At 52.6% G+C, this 24,881-nt stretch carries 22 protein-coding genes; 14 read left to right on the top strand and 8 right to left on the bottom strand.

From position 1 onward, the window contains the following. Positions 1 to 1,165: inorganic phosphate transporter (locus BG842_RS14040; protein ID WP_394327477.1), on the top strand; the 1,165-nt coding region annotated here is incomplete at its 5' end. A gap of 746 nt (positions 1,166 to 1,911) precedes the next feature. On the opposite strand, the gene BG842_RS14035 is transcribed toward BG842_RS14040, so the two are convergent. From BG842_RS14035 to BG842_RS14025, 3 genes are all read right to left on the bottom strand, one after another. Beyond that, positions 1,912 to 2,874, bottom strand: a complete 963-nt coding sequence (locus BG842_RS14035) for a transcription initiation factor IIB family protein (protein ID WP_069451211.1) — start codon at positions 2,872 to 2,874, stop codon at positions 1,912 to 1,914. A 145-nt stretch (positions 2,875 to 3,019) separates the two neighbouring features. After that, a complete protein-coding gene (locus tag BG842_RS31700; protein ID WP_254663169.1) occupies positions 3,020 to 3,463 on the bottom strand; it encodes an SWIM zinc finger family protein in 444 nt (147 codons plus the stop codon). A 220-nt stretch (positions 3,464 to 3,683) separates the two neighbouring features. Continuing rightward, complete coding sequence (locus BG842_RS14025) at positions 3,684 to 5,357, bottom strand: NAD(P)/FAD-dependent oxidoreductase (RefSeq protein ID WP_069451210.1); 1,674 nt, start codon at positions 5,355 to 5,357, stop codon at positions 3,684 to 3,686. 325 nt (positions 5,358 to 5,682) lie between these two features. Here BG842_RS14025 and BG842_RS14020 point away from each other — a divergent pair, with 325 nt between their 5' ends. The 4 genes from BG842_RS14020 to BG842_RS31685 all read left to right on the top strand — a co-directional run bounded on the left by BG842_RS14020 (position 5,683) and on the right by BG842_RS31685 (position 6,812). Next, positions 5,683 to 5,934 carry a hypothetical protein gene (locus tag BG842_RS14020; protein WP_069451209.1) on the top strand — a complete coding sequence of 84 codons (252 nt, stop codon included), beginning with the start codon at positions 5,683 to 5,685 and terminating at the stop codon, positions 5,932 to 5,934. Then, positions 5,931 to 6,158 (top strand): hypothetical protein, encoded by a 228-nt coding sequence (locus tag BG842_RS31695; RefSeq protein WP_254663168.1) that lies wholly within the window; start codon positions 5,931 to 5,933, stop codon positions 6,156 to 6,158. The genes BG842_RS14020 and BG842_RS31695 overlap by 4 nt, the downstream gene beginning before the upstream one ends. A gap of 307 nt (positions 6,159 to 6,465) precedes the next feature. Further along, positions 6,466 to 6,636: a hypothetical protein gene (locus BG842_RS31690; protein WP_254663167.1), complete on the top strand. Its 171-nt coding sequence runs from the start codon at positions 6,466 to 6,468 to the stop codon at positions 6,634 to 6,636. A gap of 8 nt (positions 6,637 to 6,644) precedes the next feature. Beyond that, entirely contained in the window at positions 6,645 to 6,812 is a 168-nt protein-coding gene (locus tag BG842_RS31685) for a hypothetical protein (protein WP_254663166.1), read from the top strand. Between the two features lie 407 nt (positions 6,813 to 7,219). Here BG842_RS31685 and BG842_RS14010 read toward each other — a convergent pair whose 3' ends face one another. Together BG842_RS14010 and BG842_RS14005 are read right to left on the bottom strand one after the other, a co-directional pair. After that, positions 7,220 to 8,167, bottom strand: coding sequence for a diacylglycerol kinase family protein (locus BG842_RS14010; protein WP_083252532.1), 948 nt, complete (start codon positions 8,165 to 8,167; stop codon positions 7,220 to 7,222). Positions 8,168 to 9,188: 1,021 nt separating this feature from the next. Then, positions 9,189 to 9,578: an antibiotic biosynthesis monooxygenase gene (locus BG842_RS14005; RefSeq protein ID WP_069451208.1), complete on the bottom strand. Its 390-nt coding sequence runs from the start codon at positions 9,576 to 9,578 to the stop codon at positions 9,189 to 9,191. Positions 9,579 to 9,925: 347 nt separating this feature from the next. Here BG842_RS14005 and BG842_RS14000 point away from each other — a divergent pair, with 347 nt between their 5' ends. The 4 genes from BG842_RS14000 (at position 9,926) to BG842_RS13985 (ending at position 13,859) form a co-directional block, all read left to right on the top strand. Then, complete coding sequence (locus tag BG842_RS14000) at positions 9,926 to 11,011, top strand: PotD/PotF family extracellular solute-binding protein (RefSeq protein ID WP_217493321.1); 1,086 nt, start codon at positions 9,926 to 9,928, stop codon at positions 11,009 to 11,011. A gap of 6 nt (positions 11,012 to 11,017) precedes the next feature. After that, complete coding sequence (locus BG842_RS13995; RefSeq protein ID WP_069451206.1) at positions 11,018 to 12,109, top strand: ABC transporter ATP-binding protein; 1,092 nt, start codon at positions 11,018 to 11,020, stop codon at positions 12,107 to 12,109. Then, positions 12,109 to 13,029: an ABC transporter permease gene (locus BG842_RS13990; protein WP_069451205.1), complete on the top strand. Its 921-nt coding sequence runs from the start codon at positions 12,109 to 12,111 to the stop codon at positions 13,027 to 13,029. The genes BG842_RS13995 and BG842_RS13990 overlap by 1 nt, the downstream gene beginning before the upstream one ends. A 74-nt stretch (positions 13,030 to 13,103) precedes the next feature. After that, complete coding sequence (locus tag BG842_RS13985) at positions 13,104 to 13,859, top strand: ABC transporter permease (RefSeq protein ID WP_254663165.1); 756 nt, start codon at positions 13,104 to 13,106, stop codon at positions 13,857 to 13,859. A gap of 25 nt (positions 13,860 to 13,884) precedes the next feature. On the opposite strand, the gene BG842_RS13980 is transcribed toward BG842_RS13985, so the two are convergent. Then, entirely contained in the window at positions 13,885 to 15,147 is a 1,263-nt protein-coding gene (locus tag BG842_RS13980) for an ArgE/DapE family deacylase (RefSeq protein ID WP_069451203.1), read from the bottom strand. 371 nt (positions 15,148 to 15,518) lie between these two features. On the opposite strand from BG842_RS13980, the gene BG842_RS31680 reads away from it, so the two are divergent. The 3 genes from BG842_RS31680 to BG842_RS13960 all read left to right on the top strand — a co-directional run bounded on the left by BG842_RS31680 (position 15,519) and on the right by BG842_RS13960 (position 19,086). Next, on the top strand, positions 15,519 to 15,965 hold the full coding sequence (locus tag BG842_RS31680; RefSeq protein WP_069451202.1) for a hypothetical protein: 447 nt from the start codon (positions 15,519 to 15,521) through the stop codon (positions 15,963 to 15,965). 1,523 nt (positions 15,966 to 17,488) lie between these two features. Continuing rightward, entirely contained in the window at positions 17,489 to 18,658 is a 1,170-nt protein-coding gene (locus tag BG842_RS13965) for a beta-ketoacyl synthase N-terminal-like domain-containing protein (protein ID WP_069451200.1), read from the top strand. Next, entirely contained in the window at positions 18,655 to 19,086 is a 432-nt protein-coding gene (locus BG842_RS13960) for a Zn-ribbon domain-containing OB-fold protein (RefSeq protein WP_069451199.1), read from the top strand. Before BG842_RS13965 ends, BG842_RS13960 begins: the two co-directional genes overlap by 4 nt. 741 nt (positions 19,087 to 19,827) lie before the next feature. On the opposite strand, the gene BG842_RS33160 is transcribed toward BG842_RS13960, so the two are convergent. Beyond that, on the bottom strand, positions 19,828 to 20,073 hold the full coding sequence (locus BG842_RS33160) for a hypothetical protein (RefSeq protein WP_394327478.1): 246 nt from the start codon (positions 20,071 to 20,073) through the stop codon (positions 19,828 to 19,830). Positions 20,074 to 20,129: 56 nt separating this feature from the next. Beyond that, positions 20,130 to 20,300 (bottom strand): hypothetical protein, encoded by a 171-nt coding sequence (locus BG842_RS30610; RefSeq protein ID WP_217493320.1) that lies wholly within the window; start codon positions 20,298 to 20,300, stop codon positions 20,130 to 20,132. A gap of 3,227 nt (positions 20,301 to 23,527) precedes the next feature. On the opposite strand from BG842_RS30610, the gene BG842_RS29915 reads away from it, so the two are divergent. Beyond that, on the top strand, positions 23,528 to 23,665 hold the full coding sequence (locus BG842_RS29915; protein ID WP_175424158.1) for a hypothetical protein: 138 nt from the start codon (positions 23,528 to 23,530) through the stop codon (positions 23,663 to 23,665). A gap of 433 nt (positions 23,666 to 24,098) precedes the next feature. Next, positions 24,099 to 24,716 (top strand): winged helix-turn-helix domain-containing protein, encoded by a 618-nt coding sequence (locus tag BG842_RS13940; protein WP_254663164.1) that lies wholly within the window; start codon positions 24,099 to 24,101, stop codon positions 24,714 to 24,716. Positions 24,717 to 24,881 lie beyond the last annotated feature (165 nt).

Genomic DNA, 24,881 nt, shown 5'->3' with positions numbered 1-24,881 from the left:
CACCACGAGTCTAGCGATGGCGTGGGCACTAGGCGCGAGTAGTAATTCACCCCCTTTTGCACCAGCGGTTGGTGCAAATGCCCTATCGACGATGCGCGCCGCATTTCTTCTGGGAATACTTGCTGCTTTAGGAGCGATCACACAAGGTGGCAATATTTCGAAAACGGTGGGAGAAGGGCTGATAGCGGGCGTTCAATTAACACCACTCGCAGCGATTGCAGGTCTACTGACAGCGGCAGGCTTTATTGCACTTGGAGTTCGGACAGGATATCCGATTCCAGCTGCGTTTGCAACCACGGCGTCGATCGTTGGCGCGGGACTGGCACTTGGTGGAGAGCCTGCATATGGGACCTATCGTGAGATTGTAACATTCTGGGCAGCAGTGCCGGTGATGTCGATCTCAATCGCCTATACAACGGGCTACTTGCTCCGTCGCACCAGTCTTTCCGAACAAATTACGCTCCCGATCCTCGGTGGAATCGTTGGTATTATCGTTGCGAATATGCCCTCGGCACTGATTCCTGCTCCTGGTACTGCACAGGGAACCATCGCGAGTTACGTCTCTAACTCACTAGAAATGAGCGTTCCGACGATAATTGGGGCGTATGATCTCGTGATGGTGTCTACGAGTTTGATTCTGGGACTATTCGCAGCCGGGTTACTTCGACGAACACTCAATCGTTCGATCGACCGTGGAGTTCGGCTCTTTTTGATTGGTCTCGGAAGTTTAGTTGCCTTTTCGAGCGGTGGCAGTCAAGTCGGCTTAGCGACCGGTCCATTGGAACCCCTGTTTGAATCACTGCTGCAACTTCCGGGGACGATTTTGCTGTCGTTCGGAGCAATTGGGATTCTATTAGGAGCCTGGATGGGGTCGCCACGTATTCTCCAAGCAGTCGCCCGTGATTATTCGTCGCTTGGCGTTCTACGATCAATTGCAGCGTTGATTCCGGCATTTATCATCGCTCAAACCGCGATAATTCTCGGCTACCCGATTTCATTCAACAATATTATCCTCTGGAGTATCATTGGAAGTGGCCTAACTGAAGGGACAGAAAGTATCTCCGTCCGAAAAACAAGTTATACAGTCGCAATTTGGCTGCTCACGCTCTTTGGTGCAGGAGTCACGGGATTTATATTGTATCGTATATTTGCCGTAATTCTGTAAACGGGGCCAAGCATAAAAGGAGGACTACCTACCGAGAAAACTGGCGAGTACACTATTTCCGTGCCGTCGTTAGCCAGGTTCTAATTGAACATCGGGATTCGAAGTCCCGATCAGAACGAGTCAGTATGAGTGTTGGTCCGAAGCTGCCATCTTCTAGTACTGCAGATTCCCGATTAAAGGGTTATCTCCTCTTTTCAGGGAATGAGTGATCCTTGCGAGAGCACGCACAACAACCATGCTTGTAGATGAAGTATGATTAATCATGCTGTATCACCAGCGGAGACGGCGACGTGGTCCGCTAGCACATCAGCGACACAACACAAAACGTCTGCAGAAGCAACTTAATGAGCAACGTCGCCGCATCGCCGCGTTGGAACGAGTGATATACAAATCTCGGTCAGAATCAGTTACCGACGGGACCATCGAAGGAAAGTGTGCACAGTGTGCCGATGGAATTCTCTTCCATGATGGTGACAGGATTTACTGCCGAAACTGTGGATATGTAGCATTCCTGTGACCAGAGAAATCATATCCGCTGCTTCCACCAACAGATACCGCTTTAGTCCTTCATAGTCGGTTAATGTAAACTATTATTATGCGGTGAACTGCCTAGATTACGCCCCGAGACACTCAACCTGCCCTGCCTGTGAAAATACACGAAAAGGGGTCTATTATCTTGATTGTAGATATGTCGAATTCATATCTCCAACTAGAAGTAGACATGAATATTGCGGGTGTACCGGTAATCAATTCGATCTATTGAGTGCGTCCATCTGCTCTTGGTATCGTTTACGGATAGTCATTTGAGAAACATTGGCGACGTCGGCAATTTCAGCCTGTGTTTGGTCTCCCTTACAAAGAAACGTGGCACCATAAATCGCTGCTGCGGCAACGCCAACGGGTGATCTGCCCGAGAGTAGTCCCTGATCGATCGCGACGTCTATGATTTCGTTGGCTTTCTCTTCGATTTCGTCACAACACTCGAGTTCTGAACACAAACGGGGAAGGTACTGATGTGGGTTAGTGGGTTCAATTTTGAGCCTAAGCTCCCATGCGATATACCGATATGCTCGGCCGATTTCCGTTCGTTCTACACGCGACACGGACGATACTTCTTCCAGACTACGAGGAATCTGTTCACTTCGACACGCTGCATACAAACAATTGGTTGCAACGCCTTCGATTGATCGACCTTTAATCATATCTTCATCCAGTGCACGGCGATAGAGTACGCAGGCAATTTCCCGAACCGAACGCGGGATGCTCAGTGCGCTTGCCATTCGGTCGATTTCTCCGAGCGCGAACTGGAGGTTGCGCTCATTGGCGTTGCTTGTTCGGATGCGCTTTTGCCACGTCCGTAGTCGGTGCATTTGTTTCCGTTTCTTGGCCGATAAAGTGTGGCCAAATGCATCCTTGTCTTTCCAGTCTATCGTCGTCGTTAGGCCCCTATCGTGTTTTGTGGGCGTCGTTGGTGCGCCAACACGAGCCTTCCGTTGACGATCCTGATGGGTGAACGCTCGCCATTCTGGACCTTGGTCGATACTGCGTTCCTCGACAACTAATCCACAGGTCTCACAAACGAGCTCCATCCCATCGGCGCTCGTAATTAACGTATTTGAATGACACTCAGAACAGATTTGGACACGGTTGTGTTTCTCGGTATTCTCTTTCACCTCGTCGCGTTCGATTCGACGAGTAGAGTGTGACATACTCTAGCGCAGAGCGAACCGACACGGTTAACCCCTCTGCTTGTTATGTCCACCGAACTATTTAAACAGGCATCGCGCCAAAAGACTGGCAGCACAATCAGTAATAGCTGGATCGGTAGGTCTGTATTCCTTCGAATATATTGATTTAAAGAACTGAAGCGGTGGTTCGTTCGGCAGTTCTTTTTCGTCCCGTTCGCACGCACGGCCAGCACGGGAAGTCACCGAGGCCGTCACAGTCGCAGTCTTCGGGTTCGACTTTGCCTTCGTTCTCGGAGGGGAAGGCGTCGAGCGTCCCGTCGCCGGTCGCGGTTTCGACGGCCGCCATGTGTTTGCAGACGGTGTTCCGATGGACGTGGTTCGGGCACGTGCAGGCCATCAGTTCTTCCGTGACGTCATCGATGGCAACAGTGTACTGGTGGGCTGCGGGATTCTCGTGGCCCTCGGTGCTGACGTCAACGAGTCCGGGGGCATCGACGTCGAAGGCGAATTGGTCGGCCTGTGCGCGTTGCTGTGCCGTCTCGGCAGCTTCACTGGCTTCGACTGCAGTGGAATCAGCCACCGTCGCCTTCTCCTCTACAACTAATAACATAGGAACTCCGGATACGTACGACCTGACTGCGGAGACCGCCATCGAATCCGCACGTCGGGTACTTGACAACGAAGTGAATATGGGATTCCAGACTCCTGGGGAAGCGTTCGGTGCTGACTATGTGCTCGAATTTTTGGGCGTCGAACGTCGAGAAATCGACGTTCTCTAAGTGCCCAGAAAGACTTCGAGGATGCTGTCCATCGAGCTTTGGCTCTTTTCACTATAAGTAGTGGAGCTTTTCGCGAACTGCCTTGGCATTCCGTTTGATGTAGGTCTCGGTAGCCGCAAGTGTTTCGGTCCCGAATCCGGGATTGAGTATCCGCTGTGCTGCGAGCCGTCCTGAAGTAGCGTTGTTCCCCGCGCCTGGCCACGTTGCTGCGCCAACCATGTAGAGATTCTCAACGGGCATTTGATACGTCGAACAGCCTGGAAACGGCCGCCAGAGGAAGTTTTGGCGAAGATGATGGCTTCCAGCAACGCTATCGCCGCCATGGAGGTTTGGATTATCACGCTCTAAATCCGCTGGCGAGAGAACGGTCCGTTCTCGAATCAACGTCTGAATATCTGGTGCGTACTCCTCCAATTTATTGATGACGCGATCCGCAACTGGCTCTTTGGCGTCGTCCCAATTGGTTACTTCAATTTCGTGTGCAACATCACCTTTGATCGAGTTTGGCAGCGTCCGAACCTGAATCCAGAGAATCTCCTCGGTATCCGGCGTCCGACTCGGATCGACCGCAGTCGTCTGACCAACAATTAGAAACGGACTCTCGGGTATCAGTCCGTTCAGCGAGTCAGTATACGTCTCTGCGAGATCCTCAACGTAGGGAGCGATATGCACGTATGCAAAATCATCGAGATCGTCTGGTCCATTCCATTCTGGGAGGTCATCGAGTGCGAGATGAACCATCATCGTTCCCGGGCCGTATTCGTAGCCATCGACGCGCTCTTCAAATTGATCGGGGAGCGAGTAGTTCGAGAGAAGGTCTTTGAACAGCACTGTCGGGGTGAGGTTGCCGATAACAGCCTCACGTGCGCCGATCCGCTCGCCTGAGGCGAGTTCAACGCCGACTGCACGGTCGGCGGCGGTCAATACCCGTGTCACCTCGGCATTCGTCCGAATCTCACCCCCGGCATTTCGAAGGACGCCTGCCAGCGCCTCGACGATGTTCGAGGCACCACCGGTCGCAACCGAGATGCCTGCTTCCAGATCGGAAAACGATTCTATGAAGGGAAACATTCCCCCGCCGGAGACATCAGGACCAAAATCGAGATGCATTCCCCAACATGCCATTAGTGCTCGTGCTTCGGGCGTCTCGAAGTACTCGGTTCCGAGTTCACGAGTCGAGCTGAGGACAATCTGCAGATCCTCGAGAATAGTGTCGACACTCGTCGTGCGGAGAGCGGTGACTGTCGCACTGAGGGCGCTTGCGGAAGGAAGTGCAACCCCATAGAATGGGAGCAACGTTCGCTGGAACCGACTGAATCGATTGTGGAGTTCCTGCCACCCCTCTGCATCAGCGACACTATGCTCTCGGAGTTCCTCGTTTGTCCGTTCGGTATCAGAATAGATCCGCAGGGCCGATCCATCGGGAAACAGGTTACAAAACGGCTTGTCCGTGGTCGAAAATTCGAGTCCGTGCGCCGCTAATTCGTCACCGTAGTCACTGTAGACTGAAGATTGGAGGAAGAGGTTTTGATTAGTAGAATAAACGTCATGGACGAATCCCTCTTCGGTTAATTCAGCACTTCGCACTGCACCGCCGATCTCGTCATTGCGTTCAACAACGAGCGGTCGCATACCACTTTTCGCTAGATAGAGGGCACATGTGAGTCCATTATGCCCTGCACCGATCACTACCGCGTCGTATACCGTGTCAAATTGAGTCGGCATGGCTGAATCGCAGTATATGACTATTGAGCGTGCGTTAAGCCTGATGGCTGTGAATTACACAAGTGCGGGCTGCTATCTCACGAAACCCCACGCAATCGCGGTCGTGGACGCCCCGAATTGACACAGTTCGAAACTGACGCCGTACGGCTACTCGTAAGTACGGTAGTTGTCTCGGCATCTATCGGCTCAAAGCCAGCGGGAGGGGGAGAGATTGTACCGGCCACCGTGTCTGTGGTCGAGAATACGTGATTGAGTCAACCGATATTGTCCTCGTCGACTCAAGAATGACGATGACGCTTAAGTGACGGGACCCGTATGCTCTACTATGGCAGCTGAAATCTCCGATCGTGTCCGTGAAATCGCCGACGCACGAGGGGTCCCCGAGTCGGAGGTTTTCGAGCAAGCCCTTGAACTCGAAATCGCAGACCTCTGGGAGAACGTCGTTCTCGGGAAATACGTGGATGGCGAGCTATCTCGCGAAGAGGCGATCGAACTAGTTGGACTCGAAAATGTTCAGCGAGCCGACCGCGAAACAGCAGTTGTTGAAGCGGATGTCGACTGGGGTCTCGACGCGTGACGATCGTTGCGGTCGCGGATACTGGCCCACTGATTCACCTTGCAGAAATCGACGCTCTTGATTTGCTGACGGCAATCGACGAGCTACTGATTCCTGAAACTGTGTATGCAGAACTCGAAGAAGGGGGAGTTCCTCAGACTGTGAGTGGGAACGAATCAAGGTTGCACAATCAGTCGAGAGCGGTGCTGAACTGGACGCAGGCGAACGAGCAGCACTGGCGGTAGCTCTCGAACGAGACAACGTCGTCTTTCTCACCGACGACCTGGCAGCATGAGAGTTCGCTCAGGACCAGAATATCGAAGTCCATGGTTCGATTGGCGTGATCGCGCACTTGCGCACCATCGAGGTGTCGTACCCAGCGATGATGCTGCGTTGCTTATGCGGGCCCTTCAATCGGAAACGAGTCTCTTCATCACCGACGCGATTGTCGAACGTGGGATCAAACTGCTACAGTCGAATTCCAATTGAGCAGCCACTGCAGGCCGTCAGCTCTTCGAGACGGTTCAGCGCTCGGAACAGAACACCGAACTCGTGAACTTCCGCGAAAAGCGTGCCGAGAGTCAGCAAGTCGAAGACAAACATCTTGATATCCTCGAACACGCGAAGAACGTCGCCAAGACGAATGACGTGATGGTCGCACGGTTGGGATATCGGGAGGTCGCGACTACGGGTGTGCGTACAAGAACGATGGCTATCGGGTGATGGAAGAGATGGCCGAGCGTGTGCCCGGCGTGACCTACAAGGAATCTCGAACGCTGTGTGTAGACGACGCGATGGGTGTTGGTGGCCACCACATCGAAATCACGTTCGCCCATCCCGGTCTCGCCGGGTGGATGCGGGCACACGAAGCCAACGCGGGAGGAAACGGAGGGGCGTAACACCACCGCCCCACGGTGACCGCAGAAATGAGGACCGGACGCAAATTGCGCCCGTTCTGATGCGTAATTATCACTCGATTACTGTGGGGTGTAACGAACCCTTCTTTTCTCCTCGCGAACGCAAGGAGAAAGAAGGACGCATTCTGTGTTACACTGGACGCTCGGTATGCGTTACGACAGTGTAACGCGAGAGCTGTTCACCGAGTACGAGTATGATGGATACGAGTCTAGAAGACAGTCGCGTACCACCGTAAGGGATTCACTTTTGAAGAGTGGAGTTTGTCCATGTTAGTAGCAAATACTAATCGTTGATCGATCTCTGAAGGAGTAAGAGAGACGCATGAACACCGCCCATATTGGTCGTTCGGTTCGACTCGTTCGTCAAGTACTACCAGTGAAAATAGGCATTATTCTCTGGGAGTAGGCGTATACGTTGAACCAATACAGACTGTAAGGACTTGGGGATGAGTACGCAACAGTAGTTCGTCATGTGTCTGCTGTTCGCCATCGATACTGAACCGGATCGGCTCACGGTCTAACCGTTGGACCTCTACTTGACGCGCCTTTAGGTGATGCACATGCTCGGTGTCCTCACCGAGCAATCGATGACTCATTGCTTCGGCAGCGATATCAGTGGGTGGCATCTGCTCAATGATCACAACTTCAAAGAGGCCATCTTCGACATTTGCCTGGCCTCCCTCTTTTGCAAAACGGCGGGTATTCCCAATAAGGACGCACAACGCGTCTCCCGACCATGTCGCTTCTTTCTCATCCAAGACCGCCGTGAGGTTGAGATGGAGGCTCTCAAATTCTGTTGTTTCCCGAATGCCCGCGATAATAAATGCGAGCGGGCCAAAGCGCTCTTTCAATTCACTAGAGGTTGCTAAACTGGCTTCGGCAGTCAGACCAGCAACACACGACATCACGAATGGTTCATCACCAGCGAAGCCAATGTCGATAGAACGTCTCTTTCCTGTTTTGAGGACTTCAAATCCTTGATCGATATTTGTAATACCAATATTCGTCGCGAAGATATTTTTCGTACCGACCGGGAGTACCCCAAGTGTTACCGCGTCAAGGGCATCTACTTCAGCAAGCCCTTGCACCACCTCATGAAGAGTTCCATCGCCTCCAGCAACAGCTAGCACCTCAACACCGTTTCTAACCGCGTCTTTTGTGAGAGAAATCGCGTGACCTTCATGTTGTGTTTCGTGGATTGTATACCCGCGTTGTGCTCCCCGTTGTCGAATTGTATCGCGGTGATCCGCTGTGCCACTAGTTGGATTGAGAATAAGCCAGTGATTAGTTCCGTCCAAGCATAGTGTGTCACTCGTCTTCTGGTCGTTTCCGGTCATTAGTGTCTATTTTTATAGAACATCCTTGTGAATTAGTTCTCACGATCGGCTTGCGTATGCGAGACGATTCAAGGAGTCAAGACTTGATTGTTGGCATTGGATGAGATGAAAGCCCACTATAGACTCACTCAATGCAAGCAGTTTGTAGCAGACAGAACAGAGGAGATACTCGCTTTTACAGACAACGGAACGAACGCAATCCAGTCGTAGTGTGCTTCGTGTTCGAGCCGAATCTCCACTTGCTCGGAAATCTCCGATGCAAGCTCAGATAGCGATGTCTGTTCTTCGCCTTCGATCGGCATCACCCACACACTACCGCCGATGCCATCACAATTCTCTATCCATTCTAGCAAAATACTGACAGTTGATGCCCTGCTGTAAGAAGACAATCTTCCCCGTCTTATCACATTGAGTACCCACTCCGAGATTGCTGATTCGCACTGTCCGAAGCGATTGATTTGCAAACACGGAAGAGTTATTTTGTGCAACAAATTTAGGCGTCTGAGCCGATCTCCACCGTCTATTTTCATATATCACATCCAACCATATTCATGTAGCATGAATAATAAGAATGGGCAATTCAGCAGTAAACGCGATATTCATCAGTAAGAGAGCTCAACGCGGTGCATATATCTCTCAGAGAGCCCGAAAACATTTGCATATAACAAATAGCGACCAGAGAGCACTCCTTCGCTATTATATGCAAATCTAACGCCGTTATATCCCCATTCATACCTGGAAATTTGTCCAAAGTATAGGGTAGGTACAGGGGGCAGAGAGACACGGGTAACAGAGTAGTTTGTCACGGAAGACAAAAATCCACAGAAATCACAAGACTATCAGTATTTGAGAATAGGCGTGAAACACCGATAACGATGTGTTTGTGAGTGTCAGAGATGTGGCCAAACACGAAAACGAGGCGAACGGCGATCGCTTTGAGCTCGATGGAATCGCTGATCGGAGGGGAATTTGGAGCTGGCAACGTCGATGTGATATCCAGTATCGCTAGATCGGCCTACAGTTAACCGACTGCGAAGCGCTCGAAGCCGTGATGGAGCTCGTGTATCGACACGGCCCCGCTTCCCAGTGTCGACGCCTTATCGTGCAGTTGCTCGAGTACTTTCTCGTTCGGTCGACCGTACACGTCGATGGTCTGAATCTCCATGAACTCTCCGATTGGGAGAAACTTCTCCCGCCCGATGTCCATGTGGAACTCCAGCGACGCTGAATCGGGGTGAACGTGTATCACGGTCATCCGAGTGCCGTCGGCACTGAAATAGACGTCATAGGACAGTATCTGTGGCTCGTTTTCCTCGACGAACTCCACTAGGTCCGCCATCACCTCCTCGAGTTCGTCCAGTTTCCCCTCGCGCACCCGCGCTTGATCGGCGTACACAATGGCGTCAGACATTCTCTGTCACCTATCTCAGTTAGACCTCCAACGAGATAACCGTTGTAACGGGTTTCTCGTCTACCGTCCGCAGAACATTCCGTCCGCAAGTCAGCGCAGTAGACGAGGACACGGGTGATCTCCTCAACGCCGTGAACGACGTGGCTTCCCACAAGCGCAGGCTTGCTGAGTTGGGAGAATTATGGTTTGAATAAATATATACGATCGAAGATATGCTCTCACGTCATTAACATAATATAGTAAATTTTGAATTGGTTAGTTAATTTACCACTACCGGACGATATAAGTAGGCTCTAACTGAGGGAGTGTATATGACAAACAAACCCATGGAGGGACGGCGGTCCTTTATGAAAGCAGCCGGAGCGGGGATGGCGGCTAGTCTCTCGACGATTGCTGGATGTCTTGGTGGCGGCGGTGGTGGGTCCGAGAAATCACCGATGGATATCGAATCGTGGCCGCCACAAGATCTCGAAAAAAAGCTCGTCACGTGGAATTGGTACGACGATTGGGCCACATACGCTAAAAAGCAGTTCAGCAAGGACTTCGACGTCAGCATCACGAACAGCGGGTTTTCCAGTCCGAATCAATGGTACTCGAAGTTACAAGCAGGAAACTCGGAGATCGACAACATCTCGGCGACCGCAAATTGGGTTGAGCGCTCTATCGATGGGAACGACTTCCTTCACCCACTGCCAGTCGACAAGATGCCGGCGTGGAAGAACATCACAAAACGCGTAAAGGATGTCGGTACGTATCAAAAAGATGGGAAGACGTACGGCGTTCCCGAAAGCATCGTCCTCTATCCGCTTACCTACAATACCGACCATTTCGATTCGGCACCGTCGTCATGGGATGTCCTGTGGGACGATGCGAACAAGGGGAAGATAACGATGTGGGATAACAGCACCGTTTCTTGCCAAATTGCGGCGCTGTATACGGGACAGGACCCCATCAACCCGAGCGACTTCAAGGAGATTGAAGAGGTACTCAAGCAGCAAAAACCCCTACTGAAAACATACTGGGGAGACTACCAACAGGGGATGAGTATGTTCGTCAACGGGGAGGTCGTCGCCGGACCGTTGACGATGGGACGGACCTACATGGGGAAGTTCCAGCAAAACGCACCACTGAACTACACTGCGCCGAAGGAAGGGGCACTCTTTACCAGCGACTTGTTCGTCATCCCGAAAGGAGCGCCGCATCCGATGGCAAGCCTTCAGTTCATCAATTGGGCCTCTCAGAAGAAGCATGCGGCGAAGCTGTTCACCGAGATGGGATATATGCCGGCGGTAAACATCAATGACGAACTGTCGAAAGAACAGCAAGAATTCACCAAGTGGTCGGACAGCTGGAAGCTTGTATTCCAAAAGCAGCTGTCCCAGAAGGTTCGCGACAAATACAGTGAAATTTGGACGGCAGTGAAATCGGCATAATCACCAATGTCATTACTCGAAATCACAAATCTGACGAAGGAATTCGGGGATGTCACCGCGGTTCAGGATGTCTCATTCACGGTCGCTGACGGGGAGTTCGTCTCGATTCTCGGACCGAGTGGTTCCGGGAAGTCGACGATCCTGCGGATGATCGCAGGGTTCGAAACACCGACGAGTGGATCAATCACCCTCAACGGTAGCGAACTCGTCGGTGTCCCACCATTCGAACGAGACATCAACATGGTGTTCCAGAATCTTGCCCTCTTCCCACATCTGACAGTCGAAGAAAACATCGGATACGGCTTGAAGCAGGCAGGTGTAAAAAAAGCCGAGCGGAAGGAGCGGACAGATGCAATGCTCGAGATGGTACATCTTGCAGGATACGGTTCCCGGTCTCCCGACGAACTCAGTGGGGGTGAGCAACAGCGCGTCGCACTCGCTCGTGCACTCGTTAACGAACCAGAATTGGTGTTGTTCGACGAACCACTCTCCTCACTGGATCGGAAGCTTCGCCAACACATGCAGACGGAACTCCAGCGAATTCAGTCCGAAACGGGAACGACGTTCCTCTATGTGACCCACGATCAAGAGGTGTCACTATCCGTTTCAGACCGCCTTGTCGTACTGAACGAAGGCAAAATAGAACAGATCGGTGCTGCCGAAGACCTGTATGAAACGCCGGAGTCGTCGTTCGTCGCGGATTTCATCGGTGACGTCAATCAAGTTCCTGCTGTCGTGACCGATACGACAGGGACAGAGGTCGAAGTCGAACTCCACTCCGAGGCAGTCACGTTCGCTCTCGATGGGATCGGATCGATATCGGAGGGTGACAAAGTTCATCTCTGTGTTCGTCCCCACAAGATATCGGTATCTCCGTCGAAAACCGGTCGCCACCTCCTCGAAACACTGGGAACAATCCAAGAACGGAGTTACCAAGGGAGTGACGTCATCTACGTGATCGAATCAGAGTGGGGCGCTATTACTGCCAACGTTCGGGGGCGAGACTTCGCGGTCGGAGAGGAAGTCGCGGTCGGTTGGAATGTCGAGGACATGCACGTTTTCCAGGCAGGGCAAACAGTACCCCGAGAGGTGGCCTGATGGCAAGTGCAACCCGAACGGAAGAATCGACGGAGGGTGACGGGACCATACAAACGGCGCTGAGCTATCTCCGAGCGCGGCCCCGGTTACAAAAATCACTTATCGTCGGGCCGCCGTTCGGGGTACTCGTCCTCTTTTTTGCCCTCCCACTGCTCTCGATGCTCCTGATATCGTTCCGACAGGGGAATATTGATGGGCCGCTCACCATCCAAAACTATCAGCAGTTCATCACGTCACAGACATACTTGACCGTCGTCTGGCGAAGTCTCTTGATTTCGATCAAGGTCACAGCTATTGTCACGGTGGTCGGCTACACGCTCGCATACAGCATCGTCAGATTTACCCGATACACGACGCTCTTGCTCCTCCTCGTGATCCTCCCGTTTTGGACGAGCTACATCATCCGGATGTATGCATGGATCAATATCCTCCAGAGCGGTGGCGTGCTTGATTCGACGCTCCTCCTCCTAAACGTGGTCGACAAACCAATCGGGTTGCTGTATAGTCAGGAGGCCGTCTTGATCGGATTCACCTACGTCTGGCTTCCGCTCGCGGTACTCCCGTTTTACGCATCGTTGACGAATATGGATCCCGCGCTCATCGATGCGGCGAAAGATCTGGGTGCAGGACCACTCAAAGCGTTCTTTACCGTGACGCTCCCGACGACTATCAACGGGGTCGTCACCGGAGTGTTGCTCGTATTCATTCCTACCTTCGGGTCGTTCATCACTCCGCGATTGCTCGGAGGCACCAGCAACGTGATGATCGGAATGGTGATCGAGGAACAATTCAAATCGGCGTTTAACTGGCCCTTTGGCGCGGCGATCGGAATGATCGTTTCACTGCTTGTGGTAGCACTGCTCATCATCGGCTCGCGTGCCGGCGGAAACCTACTCGCTCAAGGTGGTGACTCGCAATGAATCGACTTAACACCGCTCTTCGGCCTCTCGAGCGTATCATCCATCAATATGGGTCACGGATGGGACGCCTCGCGATGATCGTCGTGTTCCTCTTCCTGTGGCTTCCGATTGGCGTCCTCGTATTCATGTCCTTCGCGAAAGGTGGCGTGCTTGCGTTTCCACCGAAAGAACTCACGCTCCAGTGGTACACCACGTTCCTCAACAATCAGGCCGCGATAAGTGCCATCATGACGACGCTAAAAATCAGTGTCGTCGCCTCGCTCATTAGTGTCGTTCTCGCAACGTTGATAGCGTATGCTGTCGACCGATTCGTCTTCCCCGGAAAGAACGTCCTTCAACTGCTTGCGACGCTTCCGATCGTCGTCCCACTCATTGTCACAGGCATTGCAATGGTGTTGTTCTTCGGTGCAATCAATTTCCAGCAAGGCTACTGGTCAATCGTCGTCGCACACATCGTTCGAACGATACCGTTCGCGACGCTCGTTATCCTTCCGACGTTCCTCACATTTGACCGGCAGCTTGAAGAGGCATCGAAAGACCTCGGCGCTAACGAACTCCAGACGTTCCGTCAGGTGACCCTCCCAAGTGTCCTCCCCGGCATTATCGCGGGAGGATTGCTGGCGTTTACACTCTCGTTCAACGAGTTCGTGTACACATATTTTGTCAAAGATTCATCCACGACGACGCTCCCGATATATATCTGGAATCAGATACGATACAACGTGACCCCACAAGTGAATGTTATCAGCGTCGTCTTCTTGCTCCTTGCCGTTTCACTCGTACTCATCGCCGTCTCTCTCACACGGGTGGAACTGCTCACGCGTCGCTGATATCGGCCGAGGTGATCTCGGGGAGCTATCTCCCGGTATCGCTCGAGAGAAACTCGGCGGCGGTATCGGCAAGTACTTCGGTTGCCGTCAAGACCTCCGACCATTCGACTGTTTCGTTCGGAAAGTGAGCTTGCGTGATTGATCCTGCACCGAAGAGAACGGTCGGGATTCCGGCACCGATATAATGCCTCGAATCGGCCCCATACGTCGCCCCTCGTGGGTCCGTGTTAGACAGTCCATGTCGATTCATTGCGGCCTGCACTGCGTTAACGACCGGTTCGTCGGTATTGATTTCCGCCGGCTCGAACTGGATGGCTCGCCGTTCGAACGTCGGGGGGTGGTCCGAAAGCCATTCGTCATCAGCCACGACAGTCGCGAGCTGGTCTCTGAATGCACTTTCAACGTCCGCGTTCGTCTCGCCCGGAGCGACACCAATCCGAACTTGCGCTGTGAGCGATGCTGGAACGCTTGACGCCCACGACCCGGCAGTTACAGCACCGAAATTCACCGGCCACGAAATCGGGAATTGCTCATACAGTTCGTGGGTAACTGTCTCGTTGCGCTCTGCTTCGAGATCACGAAACGCGGTTCGGATTCGCTCGAAATGTGGAAGGACTGACTCACCCTCCCATCGGGTCGCAGCATGTGCAGACCGCCCTTCGATTTCGAGATTCATCATGACGCTTCCTTCAACAGCCGTAACAATATCGAGTTCCGTTGGTTCCGTAATGATTGCCGCGTCCCGTTCGAAAGGGTATGGATTCGAGAGTGCGGCCGCGACGGCACCGACACCGCCCTCCTCTTCGCCAACAACGCTTTCGACGACGAGGCGCCCGTCAAGGTCGTGGTCCGACTCGTGGAGGTACTTTGCGGCGAAAACACAGGCCGCGAGGTTACTCTTCATATCCACTGCACCGCGTGCGGTAAGCGAATCACCGTCCCACACGGGGTCAAACGGGTCCGTTTCCCACGATGATTCCTCGACTGGGACGACATCAATGTGCCCATTGAGAACGAGTGTCGGTCCGGCATCCGGATCGCCAAACTCGAGCACACCTGCGACACTCGGGCGACCATCGACATCAATGGCATCCGCGTTCGGGAACGTCGAGCAGTCCGCCAATTCGTTTGCATCTGCGGTCCATGTGTACACCTCGAATCCGTACTCGGACAGCCGATTCGATACCCACATTTGTGCATCCTTCTCGTTCCCGCTTGTTGTCTCGAAGGTCAGTAACCGCTCGGTGAACCCGCGAAGTTGTTCATCATATTGTTCAGGGAATTCCATCAGTGGATGGAATGATGGGACCAACCATGTTATTCGTTACTATGGGGCGTGCCATGCTGGTCGTTACGGAAGCGCAGAAATTGGTGGTCGTACGGCTACACTCGTTGCTAACGAGGAGAACCACTTATATCAAGTACTCTGGGTCACCGCCGTATCGATACGAGAGTGTGAAAACGATTCCAAGGGCAACTAGTATTTCTTTGATCATATCGAGAGGGGAATTCGGTTGTGGGATACGCTTTCTGTTTAAATACCAACTTTTCAGAGAGGACCGTCTGACACTACGATGATAGCTCAGGTTCATCGATGAGACGTGTGTAAAACCCTAACTCGGAACAACTGAAAACAAAGGATTCGAGAAAGGTGCCCACATGCTTGCCGATAACGTCGAAACCGATCGTATCTCCGTCGATGGAAGTACTCTTGAGCGTATCATGAAAGACGACAGCAACACCTGCTTCCGACTTCCTGGCGAGGACGGTGCCCTCGGTCGCGGTGGTGCCCTCACGCATTCGACGCTGGATCTCTTGCCGATCCAACGGCTGGCCCGCTATGACGACGAAATGCTGGCGTCCGTCACGAATCGCAACCCCGAGGAACTCGCAGGGAAGGTGTGGCGGGAACGCGATGATGCGAGTCGCTACTCACTCTGGTCGAAAGGAAGTGGTAAGATCCGAACCGATCTCGATGCCTCAGACCTCGCCGAGTGGATTCGACTCAAGGAATCCGGTGTAAGTAAGAAATACTCCCAGGAACTTGCTCGCCGGACGATGGACGCCATGCACGAACTCTCGAATGGACGTCTTGGGAAAATCTAACGCCAATGGTCCAAAGACGGATTGAGCTACCAGGAGACGCGTCTTGTTCTGTAAGCCGATGTCGAACTTCCCGGTGAGGTTTCGAAGGAGAACACAAACGAGAATCCGACCACGGACGGGGTTGCCGGAGAGTAGCGTGGTCGGGACGAACTCACGCCCGAGAGGGACACGAATCTACCACGAAAACTGGAGCAGAGCTACGTTAGTAGTCAATACTAACTAGCGGTTCTCCCTGAGACTTCGTCAGTTCTCTTCTGAAGGAACGAACCCAATCTCCGCTCTGATGACGCTGAACTTGCGTCTCGCAATAACTATTCAGCCGCGGAATCAGACTCAACGAGAGTTGACCTAGTGTAGTAGTGACCTGCCGCAATAAGGGAAAATATGAGCAGAACTATCGAGAGGATCAATCGAGACGTCAAATGAGAGATAAGCGGAAGATGGAGCAACTTAGCGCCCAATAAACTTGTGCTGAAAAGCGACCCACCGAGGTAATACCGTTCCCATCGCCGATTCGACGAACGTTTCTCGGATGGGGATGTCTCAGAAGAACTGTCTGAACACTGCTGGACCGTTTCGGAAAGATATGGATCAAGTTGGTCAGCACGAGAAGTCCGTCGGATGGTTCCCCGATCTTTGTCATACTCAATGATGCCTTCCGTGTCGAATTTTTGAAGGTGGGTTTGATATAGGGCAATGTAGGTGCGCTGACGCTCTGTGGAGGACAGCTGCTCGACAGTCGTCTCATTCTCCCACGCAGCAACCTGTTCAGCAAGATCCCGCATTGGAACAGTGTCGGTCCGATCCTGAAGGTATTGTAACGTTAACCGACGCCGCTCTACTTGTAGTAGATGAAAGATTGTATCCTTCAACAATGGGTTAGGGTCTGCAGAGTCGTTTGATTGCAGGTCGATGTCACCAGAGGATTCGGGCGCGTCAGGGGATACGCTCATGACTTCGATGAAATCAACGATGACTATAATATGTATGTATCGATTTTCTCGTAGTACAGCATTAAATGTCGGATTTCCCAGTGAAACCACCAGTAACACCATATATTACTATTATAAAATTAAAATTAATATATTTATAATTAATATTATATATTATTAATAATTTTATATAGTGTAACGTCTTCATTACATATTTTAGAACAGATGTGGCTACCTCACCAGTAGTAGTCGGAGGAGTCTGGCGATTATCTGGGTAGCTCCAGCAATTCGTTCAATGAAATATTATTTCCGATTCCACTACAGGTGCGAAACGCGCGCTTCAGGTCAGTCCCTGTGATCAACTAGAAACCCACATCTGTAGCCAACCGCCAGCTCGACAAACTCGCGGGCAAGACGTGGCTTGACATCCTCCCCGCGCTGAAGTGCGAGGATTCTTCCGTTGAAACCAATCTCCAATTGGTGATTTCAACAGTGCCTACAATGATATTTAAGTAGTTCTACAACTCGATAGTTCAGCTAGTATGAAAATGCGAATAGCTAACTTTCCCCAGTGAGACCGGGTAAGTAAGAATGCCAGAACCAGTTATCGCGTCGGTCGGCGCCTCGCCGCTCGGCCGCACGGACCTCCCGGGCCGAGACCTGTTCTCGGTTGCCCTCGAGGAGGCGTTCGACGAATTGCCCGACCCTGCCGACCTCGTCGAGGCAATGTACGTCGGCAACCAGTCGGAGAGCTACGAACACCAGATCATGTACGGGACGCTTTTGGCCGAGTGGGCCGGGCTCCGTCACGTCCCCGCCGAGCGAGTCGAGGGGTGTGCTGCCGCAGGCGCGCTCGCGTTGCGCCACGCGGTCAAGGACGTCCGCAACGGAGAACACGAGGCCGTGCTCGCGTGCGGCGTCGAGAAGATGACTTCCGCGGGCACCAGTGGTGCGACTGACGCGCTGTCGGCGGCGTTCGACCGTGCCATCGAGCAGCGCTCCGGCATCACCGCGCCCAGTCAGTACGCACTACTCGCCAAGCGCTACCTCCACGAGACGGACGCTACGGAACGCGACCTTGCCGAGATCGCAGTGAAGAACCACGCCAACGCCGCTCGCAACCCCCGGGCGCAGTTTCCGAAGGAGATCGACGTGGAGACGGTCCTGGAGTCTGACCCCATCGCCCCGCCGCTGAAGCTCTACGACTGTGCGCCGGTCGGGGACGGCGCCGCGGCCGTCCTCGTGACGACCGCCGAGTTGGCGGCCGAACTCGACCGCCCGCAGGTGCGCGTCGCGGGCAGCGGGGCCTCCGCGAACAACATCGCGGTCGCCGAGCGAGACATGACCGACATCGCCGGCGCTCGCATCGCCGCCGAGACAGCCTACGAGGAAGCGGGCATCGACGCCGCGGCCGTCGATATCGCGGAGGTCCACGACGCCTTCACCGTCTGCGAGGCTCTGCTCGCGGAGGCCGTCGGCTTCGCCCCCGCGGGAACGGGCTATCAGAGCTACCAGGCGCCAGCGGAGCGGGCTGACGGCTGGACGGATGTGCAGTTGAGTCCGAGCGGCGGACTAAAGGCCCGCGGCCACCCCATCGGCGCGACCGGGCTCTTGCAGGCGCTCGAAGCCTACGAACAGCTCACGGGGGCCGCAGGCGACCGCACGGTCGAGGGGGCCGAGACGGCCTTGTTGCTCAACGAAGGGGGAGTCGCGGACGCCGTCACCGTCGGCCACGTACTCACAACGGCGGTGGCACCATGACTGACGGTGACCTCGATGCGACCGACCCGCGGACACTTCCGGGCTTCTTCGACGCCCTCGCGGACGGCGAACTCATGGGTGGGGTCTGTGCAGACTGTGGACAGGTGCTGTTGCCGCCGCGGCCGGCCTGCTATGCCTGCGGCAGTCGCGCCGTCGACGTCGAATCGCAGTCGCGTGAGGGCCGGATCTTCTCGTACACGGAGGTCCACACGCCGCCGCCGGCGTTCGCAGCGGACGCGCCCTACATGGTCGCCGTCGTGGAACTTGCGGACGGAGGCCGCCTCCTTGGGCGCGTGGCCGCCGACTACGCCGACGTCGCCATCGGTGACTCGGTCGAGCTCACGGTGCGCGAGCCGACGGTCGCTGAGCAGGAAGTCGCGCTCGACTACGAGACCGACTGGCCGATCCACGTCTTCGAGCCGCGGTGAGGGTCAGGCCCGGCTCCACACTGGATGTCGGTGGCTAACCAGGTAACTCGACGACCCGCTGGTTTCTCAAGCGGCGTGGGTCGATCCCGGTGTACTCCTCTACGACGTGGACGTAGAGACACAGGCGTACGGACTCGTCCTCTCGGGTGGGTTCCTCTCTCTGGTCGGAATCGCCGGTAACCTGGGTTGCACTTAGTTTGTTTATTAGTTTTCTATCCTGTCTCAAATTAATTGAAAGCTTAAAACGTAGGTCTATCGAAACCAGTGATAGTCACAACGAGAAATTACCATTTTATCGAAAGAGGTCTAATTCATGCCGGAGAGTGCGTTTCGCTTGAGGGAGAATCGATGGGAATGGTAAACAAGATATTGTCTGATGAGAGATAAACAAGCAATGACCTCATCAAAGTCACACCAATCACCCAACCTGATGTTCTCAGGATTTCTTATCGGTGGCTCTCTATTTACTGTGCTCTTATTCGGTGCAATGATTGGCGTGCTCACCACATCCCTCGTCAATCAGAGCGGGATTGTGACGCGGAAGAGCACAGTATTTGCACTGTTTTTGATGTGGATTGGGAGTATGTGCATTACGATCGGTGGCACACTCTATTTCACTGAGTCATAACTCATTGTTAGTAGACCAATTCCACCGAGAGAGCATACCGGATACAGCTGGCGTATTTCCTAGACGTCAGAATTACACTAATATCTCATTATAGCTGACTGTGAATCCATCTTTCAGAGGTCTCGTACGTACATCTCCGGCGGATCTACGTTAGAAGATGGCATTCCTACTTTCGTTGGGTCAAGGTCAAGCAGACCAATTTTGGTAAATTCCCTTGCTTCATAGAATCTACGGGCATGATCATTCTTTGGATGGAAAAGCACCTTGAGTCGGTGTATCTGCTCGGGCAGCTGCCCAATCCCTTCTTCGAGCAGATGGGAACCTAATCCACGACTGTTGTACAAGGTCCCGAATGCTATCTGTATCCCTCCTGTGGGCTGTGCGAATCATGTTCATGCTTTCACTTGTATCGTGGTTACTCTGCTGAAACCATCTCAGAACAGCACTTGAGGCCCCATAGTGCAGCCATGCCGATTCCAATCGTTGCGAGGACGTTTTCTGTTCGCCACGCGACGAGGTGACTTTCCGCGAGAAACGCACTGAAAGTCAACACGTCGAGGGCAAGTGTCTCGACGTCCTCGAACACGCGAAGAACATCGCCAAGACGAACGACGTGATGGTCGCACGGTTAGGCTATCGAGAGGTTGCGACCCACTATGGCTGTGTATACACAAACGACGGGTATCGGGCGATGGAGGAGTCGCGATTGCGAGGCGAAAGAAGAACACAGTGTGCGTTACACTGGGTGCTCGGGGTGCGTTACGACAGTGTAACGCTCATGTCCGACTAGTTACTTCGTCCCCGTCGAGAGACTGACTGGGTGACTTTCTCAATGGGGTTAGACTCTGGGAGTACAGACCGAGCATAGTAGTGGCCCGCCGTAAGGATAGAGAAGACAGACAAAACGATTGGGACGATTAGTTGAGACGCCAACTGTGACACAAGTGGAAGCTGAAGCAATTTGGCACCCAACAGACTCGTGCTGAAAAGCGTCCCGCCAAGATAATACCGTTCCCATCGGAGATTCAACGCACTGTCCGTAGAAGATTCGGATGGGTCCTGTGGAACGGTGTCAAACAGGTATGGATCAAATTGGTCAGCACGGGACGTTCGTCTGATTGTTCCGCGATCCTTGTTGTACTCGATGATACCCTCCGTATCGAGTGTCGGAAGGTGAGTTTGATACAGTGAAATATAGGCACGTTGGCGTTCCTTCGACGTTAGTTCCACGACTGTCATCTCGTTCTCCCAGGCTGCTACCTGCTCGGCAAGATCACGCAACGAAACGGTGTCTGTTCGCCCGTGGAGGTACTGCAAGGTCAAACGACGGCGCTGTACCTGCAAGATGTGAAAAATCGTATCCTTCGACAGTGGTTGGGACGACGCAGTGTCTTGCGGGGACGAGGTAGTGTCACCGGCGGAGTCGGCTGTGTTGGGAGATGCGCTCATGGTTGCGATGAATTCAAGCACGATGGTAATATGAATGTATTGGCCGTTCAGATTTCAGTGTTGAGCCGCGAATCATGCCGCGAAATCGCTAACGTCGACAAATATCGCGCTTAACGAACTAAAATGATTAAAAAATATTTATTATATATAGATATTAATACTAATTTGAGATATCTATAATAGTTTAATTAAATGTGTCGAAATTAGTAACACGGTCGTATAACCGAAAATAGTCGGAGCTATCTGGCGATTCGAATCGAACATTGCTAGAGTTTGACTAATAGAGTTTCAAATCGGAGATCACCATAGTCCGCTTCGAGCGCGGTGCGCGGACATATTGCTGTTCACAACGACGGAGTAATTTGACATCCACCCATGACTGAAGTCGTGGGCTTTCTCCTTGATTCTATGAAATTAAAGAATAAAATATATTCTATATCATGAATCACCAATTTCTCCACAACACCAAGAAATATCGACTGATCTGGTCCAGCATGCCGATACCACGGGAGACCATTTCGCATCACGGACCGGGTATTCGACAGAGTGAGCGGAGGAAACTACGCTCCAATTGGATCTCTAGTATTGTGTGATATATTATAAGTGATCCATGTATTTGTGAGGAAAGCAAATATTCTATCTAATTCTATGCTTGGCAACAACATTATAGAGAGAAAACTCATTGGGGGACAACAGAGAGAACGATGCCTGACGATAGCGAACAGAGAAAACAGAGAACTTGGGGCAAACTTGTCCAAGAGCGGATGTCTGCGGGGATAAAAGCAACCAGGAAGACGCGTGACTCGTCCTTATCGATCGAAATCAAAAAAGCTCGTGAAGAGCAGTGGTTGTCAGCCGAGACTGACCTGAATGTGGCCAAGGAAGCTACGACGATTCGTAAGAGGAGTGCAAACATCACATGAGGTTTGCATCGTTACTGCGTTTCGAACTCCTCGATTACGATCGAAGCCAGAGTCTCCAAACCCTCCCAAAACTACGGCAGGTTTTCACCCTTGTTATTATCATGCAGCTCCTGTCGATACTATGCATCGCTCCTGTTGTAGCAACCACCAACAGTAGCGATGGGAAACTCGGGGGTCTTGAGAAGCATGCAGACAATGAATGTACCCCAGACAACGGCACTGGTAGCTGCGCACCCGCAAAGACGACTTCCCAGGGTTGTTATCCGGGAGGCGGTAGAACTACCGATACGAAAACGAATGCTGACGGTCCTGGAAGTGATGACACTCCGACGAGACACAACACCGATTCAGGGACCACTGAAACTGGCCCATCGAACACTCACTCAACGACGACTGAACTGAACACGAAGCCGTCGCAAGGATCGGATCAAACGAACGTGCCCGGGTCTGGCCTGCTTCCAGACATCAACTCACCGATCATAGCGCTGGTCGGGATTCTCTGCGTGATCGGTGGTTTGATAGCCCTTACTCGCTAGCGAGGCGAAATGGCTTTTCCCATCTGGTGCCTGTTGTGACTTTGGGGAATTAGTCTCGTTCGACAAGGAACTCATTGAACCAGGATCACGCTCTCCGAAAAAAAATCAGCACGACCACTGAAACCTGACGACAAAGGAATCTCACTTGGATAGAACACCTGTTCAATTAATATCTATCCGAAAGTAGGGTTTGTCAAATGCGAGCCACCGAGTACCTCCGAGCCTGGCAAGGATCCCAGCTTTTCGGATATTTCTTGTTTATTTTCATGTTAAAAAGAGATAGTCAAAGGTTGCTTTCGAGAATTCGCTTCGAGAAGTGGAGTTGGCGAGAACCTCGAAGACAGGGATGGAGTTACTCATTGTACTTCCATTCGAGATCGAATGTGTAGGATGCCGAAGTGAGCTGAACTTCCCAGTCAGTGGGTAAATCGTGAACTTGTGGTTTTAGTAAATCATGCTGAGATAGAGGTAACATAATTCATCGTGCCGGAGCACGTACTAAGTCATAAGGATGAGTACTGCTGTGTAAAACTGGAACCAACAGTGGTTGTCCCAACAGAGAGGAGCACAAATGACCGATACAATCGATTCCTGGCGGTACGGGAAACCACAACATGAGGTTCAATCGACGCCATTAAACGAACTACTGTTATATGGTGACCCCCAACACGAAATGTCTGGTCCAACCAACATCGAACTCCGAGAGTCTGTTACATATCTCCGTCTCTGGGAATACTACGCGGAGAAGCAGCGACAGCAAGAAATCAGAACGAAACGTCCGATGCTCTACTCTCGGTAGGCGAATTTCCTTTTCACGATTTCCGTATGAGAAAATGATGGTTGCTAGTGATATGTGTGCCAAGTGCTGGCCACAGCGTTATCTCTTTCGTTCACCTAAATATGATATGGCGGACAACAAAAAGAGCCGAAACAAGCAAGCCCGTGACGAAGAGAACCGCCAGCGAGCGTGGGAAGTGGAACAAGCGCGTGAACGTATGGACGAAACGGAACCACGTGACGACCAGACCGAACCCGTGGGGTGAGAGTCTCTCGCTGAAATCGACGGACGATGACACGCCACAGGACGGGAGTGCTTGTGACAGCACCACAGGACACCGCACTCCGAGTCCGAAATCCGGACAGACGACGTTTGCGGCGTTTCAGTCCTGAAACCTCCGACGCGAGGCTTCCCTTGTAGGAAGCCCCGCCCTTTAGGGCGGGCGAGGATGTCACAGTACTACTTATTGTGCATGCGTGCTAATAACACACATGGACTCTTCAATCGAGGAGATAGAATTCCTCGCCAATTCCGATCACCGAATAGGGGTACTCAACGCGCTAGATCACGGTCCCGCAGATCGCTCGACACTTCGGTCGGAGACTGGTGCATCCTCACCAACCATGGGACGTGTCTTATCCGATTTCGAACAGCGCAGTTGGATCACACGTGAGGGACCAGATTTCGAATTGACATCGTTGGGTGAGTTCGTCGCGAGTCACTTCTTCGAACTGCGTGAGGCAATGTCGATCGAACGCAAATTACGTGATATCTGGCAGTGGCTTCCACGAGAGATGGAGGGGTTCTCGGTTGATCTCTTTGCGGACGCTGTGGTCTCTCGGCCCGGCCCGGGATACCCGTACGAACCCGTCGAGCGGCTGATGCACCTCATTGAGAATACTGATCGAATGCGTGGGTTCGATAGTATCGTGCAAAAGTCGATCAACAACGAGACCGTCTGCGAGGCTGTTCTCAACGGTATGGACCTCGAATACGTCTACTCGCCGGTTGCACTTGAGGGCACCTATGCCTGGAATCCCGAGCGAGTAATGGAAGCTGCCATCTGTGACAATTGTACCGTGTACGTCCACGACGCCCTCCCAGATGGTGACCGGTGTGGCCTTGGGATCGTTGACGACCGGGTCGGTATCTGTTGCCACGACATCGACACCGGTGCTCTGATCTGTGTCATCGATACCGATTCCCCAGAGGCGCGCGAATGGGCCATCTCAACCTTCGACCGAGTTCGTCAAGAGGCGAGACCAATCGATCCGCTAAAATTTGAACCGTCTGTCTCATCAGAACTCACCTCGTAACCGGAAATCGTTCCCTCCAGTATTCTCTCGAGCACTCAACACCTGTAGCCTTTATTGTCATCTCTTACGCGTCATTTCGATCCAGCCGCCTACCCAGAAAATCGGCTTTGCCCTTTCATGCTATGAAATATTTCACTAGACATTTACAATTCCTCTCATAGCGTA

Source organism: Haladaptatus sp. W1 (assembly GCF_001723155.1).
GTDB classification, from domain to species: Archaea; Halobacteriota; Halobacteria; order Halobacteriales; family Haladaptataceae; genus Haladaptatus; species Haladaptatus paucihalophilus.
This window is presented reverse-complemented; position numbering and strand designations above follow the sequence as displayed.

Coding starts and splice junctions, on each gene's coding strand:
- BG842_RS14005 (WP_069451208.1), bottom strand. CDS start 9,578: ATGTCTGACGCCATTGTGTACGCCGATCAAGCGCGGGTGCGCGAGGGG.
- BG842_RS31680 (WP_069451202.1), top strand. CDS start 15,519: ATGCTTGCCGATAACGTCGAAACCGATCGTATCTCCGTCGATGGAAGT.
- BG842_RS13985 (WP_254663165.1), top strand. CDS start 13,104: ATGATCGTCGTGTTCCTCTTCCTGTGGCTTCCGATTGGCGTCCTCGTA.
- BG842_RS14010 (WP_083252532.1), bottom strand. CDS start 8,167: ATGACCGGAAACGACCAGAAGACGAGTGACACACTATGCTTGGACGGA.
- BG842_RS13990 (WP_069451205.1), top strand. CDS start 12,109: ATGGCAAGTGCAACCCGAACGGAAGAATCGACGGAGGGTGACGGGACC.
- BG842_RS29915 (WP_175424158.1), top strand. CDS start 23,528: ATGGCGGACAACAAAAAGAGCCGAAACAAGCAAGCCCGTGACGAAGAG.
- BG842_RS31685 (WP_254663166.1), top strand. CDS start 6,645: ATGGCCGAGCGTGTGCCCGGCGTGACCTACAAGGAATCTCGAACGCTG.
- BG842_RS13995 (WP_069451206.1), top strand. CDS start 11,018: ATGTCATTACTCGAAATCACAAATCTGACGAAGGAATTCGGGGATGTC.
- BG842_RS13960 (WP_069451199.1), top strand. CDS start 18,655: ATGACTGACGGTGACCTCGATGCGACCGACCCGCGGACACTTCCGGGC.
- BG842_RS14035 (WP_069451211.1), bottom strand. CDS start 2,874: ATGTCACACTCTACTCGTCGAATCGAACGCGACGAGGTGAAAGAGAAT.
- BG842_RS14000 (WP_217493321.1), top strand. CDS start 9,926: ATGAAAGCAGCCGGAGCGGGGATGGCGGCTAGTCTCTCGACGATTGCT.
- BG842_RS14020 (WP_069451209.1), top strand. CDS start 5,683: ATGGCAGCTGAAATCTCCGATCGTGTCCGTGAAATCGCCGACGCACGA.
- BG842_RS14025 (WP_069451210.1), bottom strand. CDS start 5,357: ATGCCGACTCAATTTGACACGGTATACGACGCGGTAGTGATCGGTGCA.
- BG842_RS13980 (WP_069451203.1), bottom strand. CDS start 15,147: ATGGAATTCCCTGAACAATATGATGAACAACTTCGCGGGTTCACCGAG.
- BG842_RS31700 (WP_254663169.1), bottom strand. CDS start 3,463: ATGTTATTAGTTGTAGAGGAGAAGGCGACGGTGGCTGATTCCACTGCA.
- BG842_RS13965 (WP_069451200.1), top strand. CDS start 17,489: ATGCCAGAACCAGTTATCGCGTCGGTCGGCGCCTCGCCGCTCGGCCGC.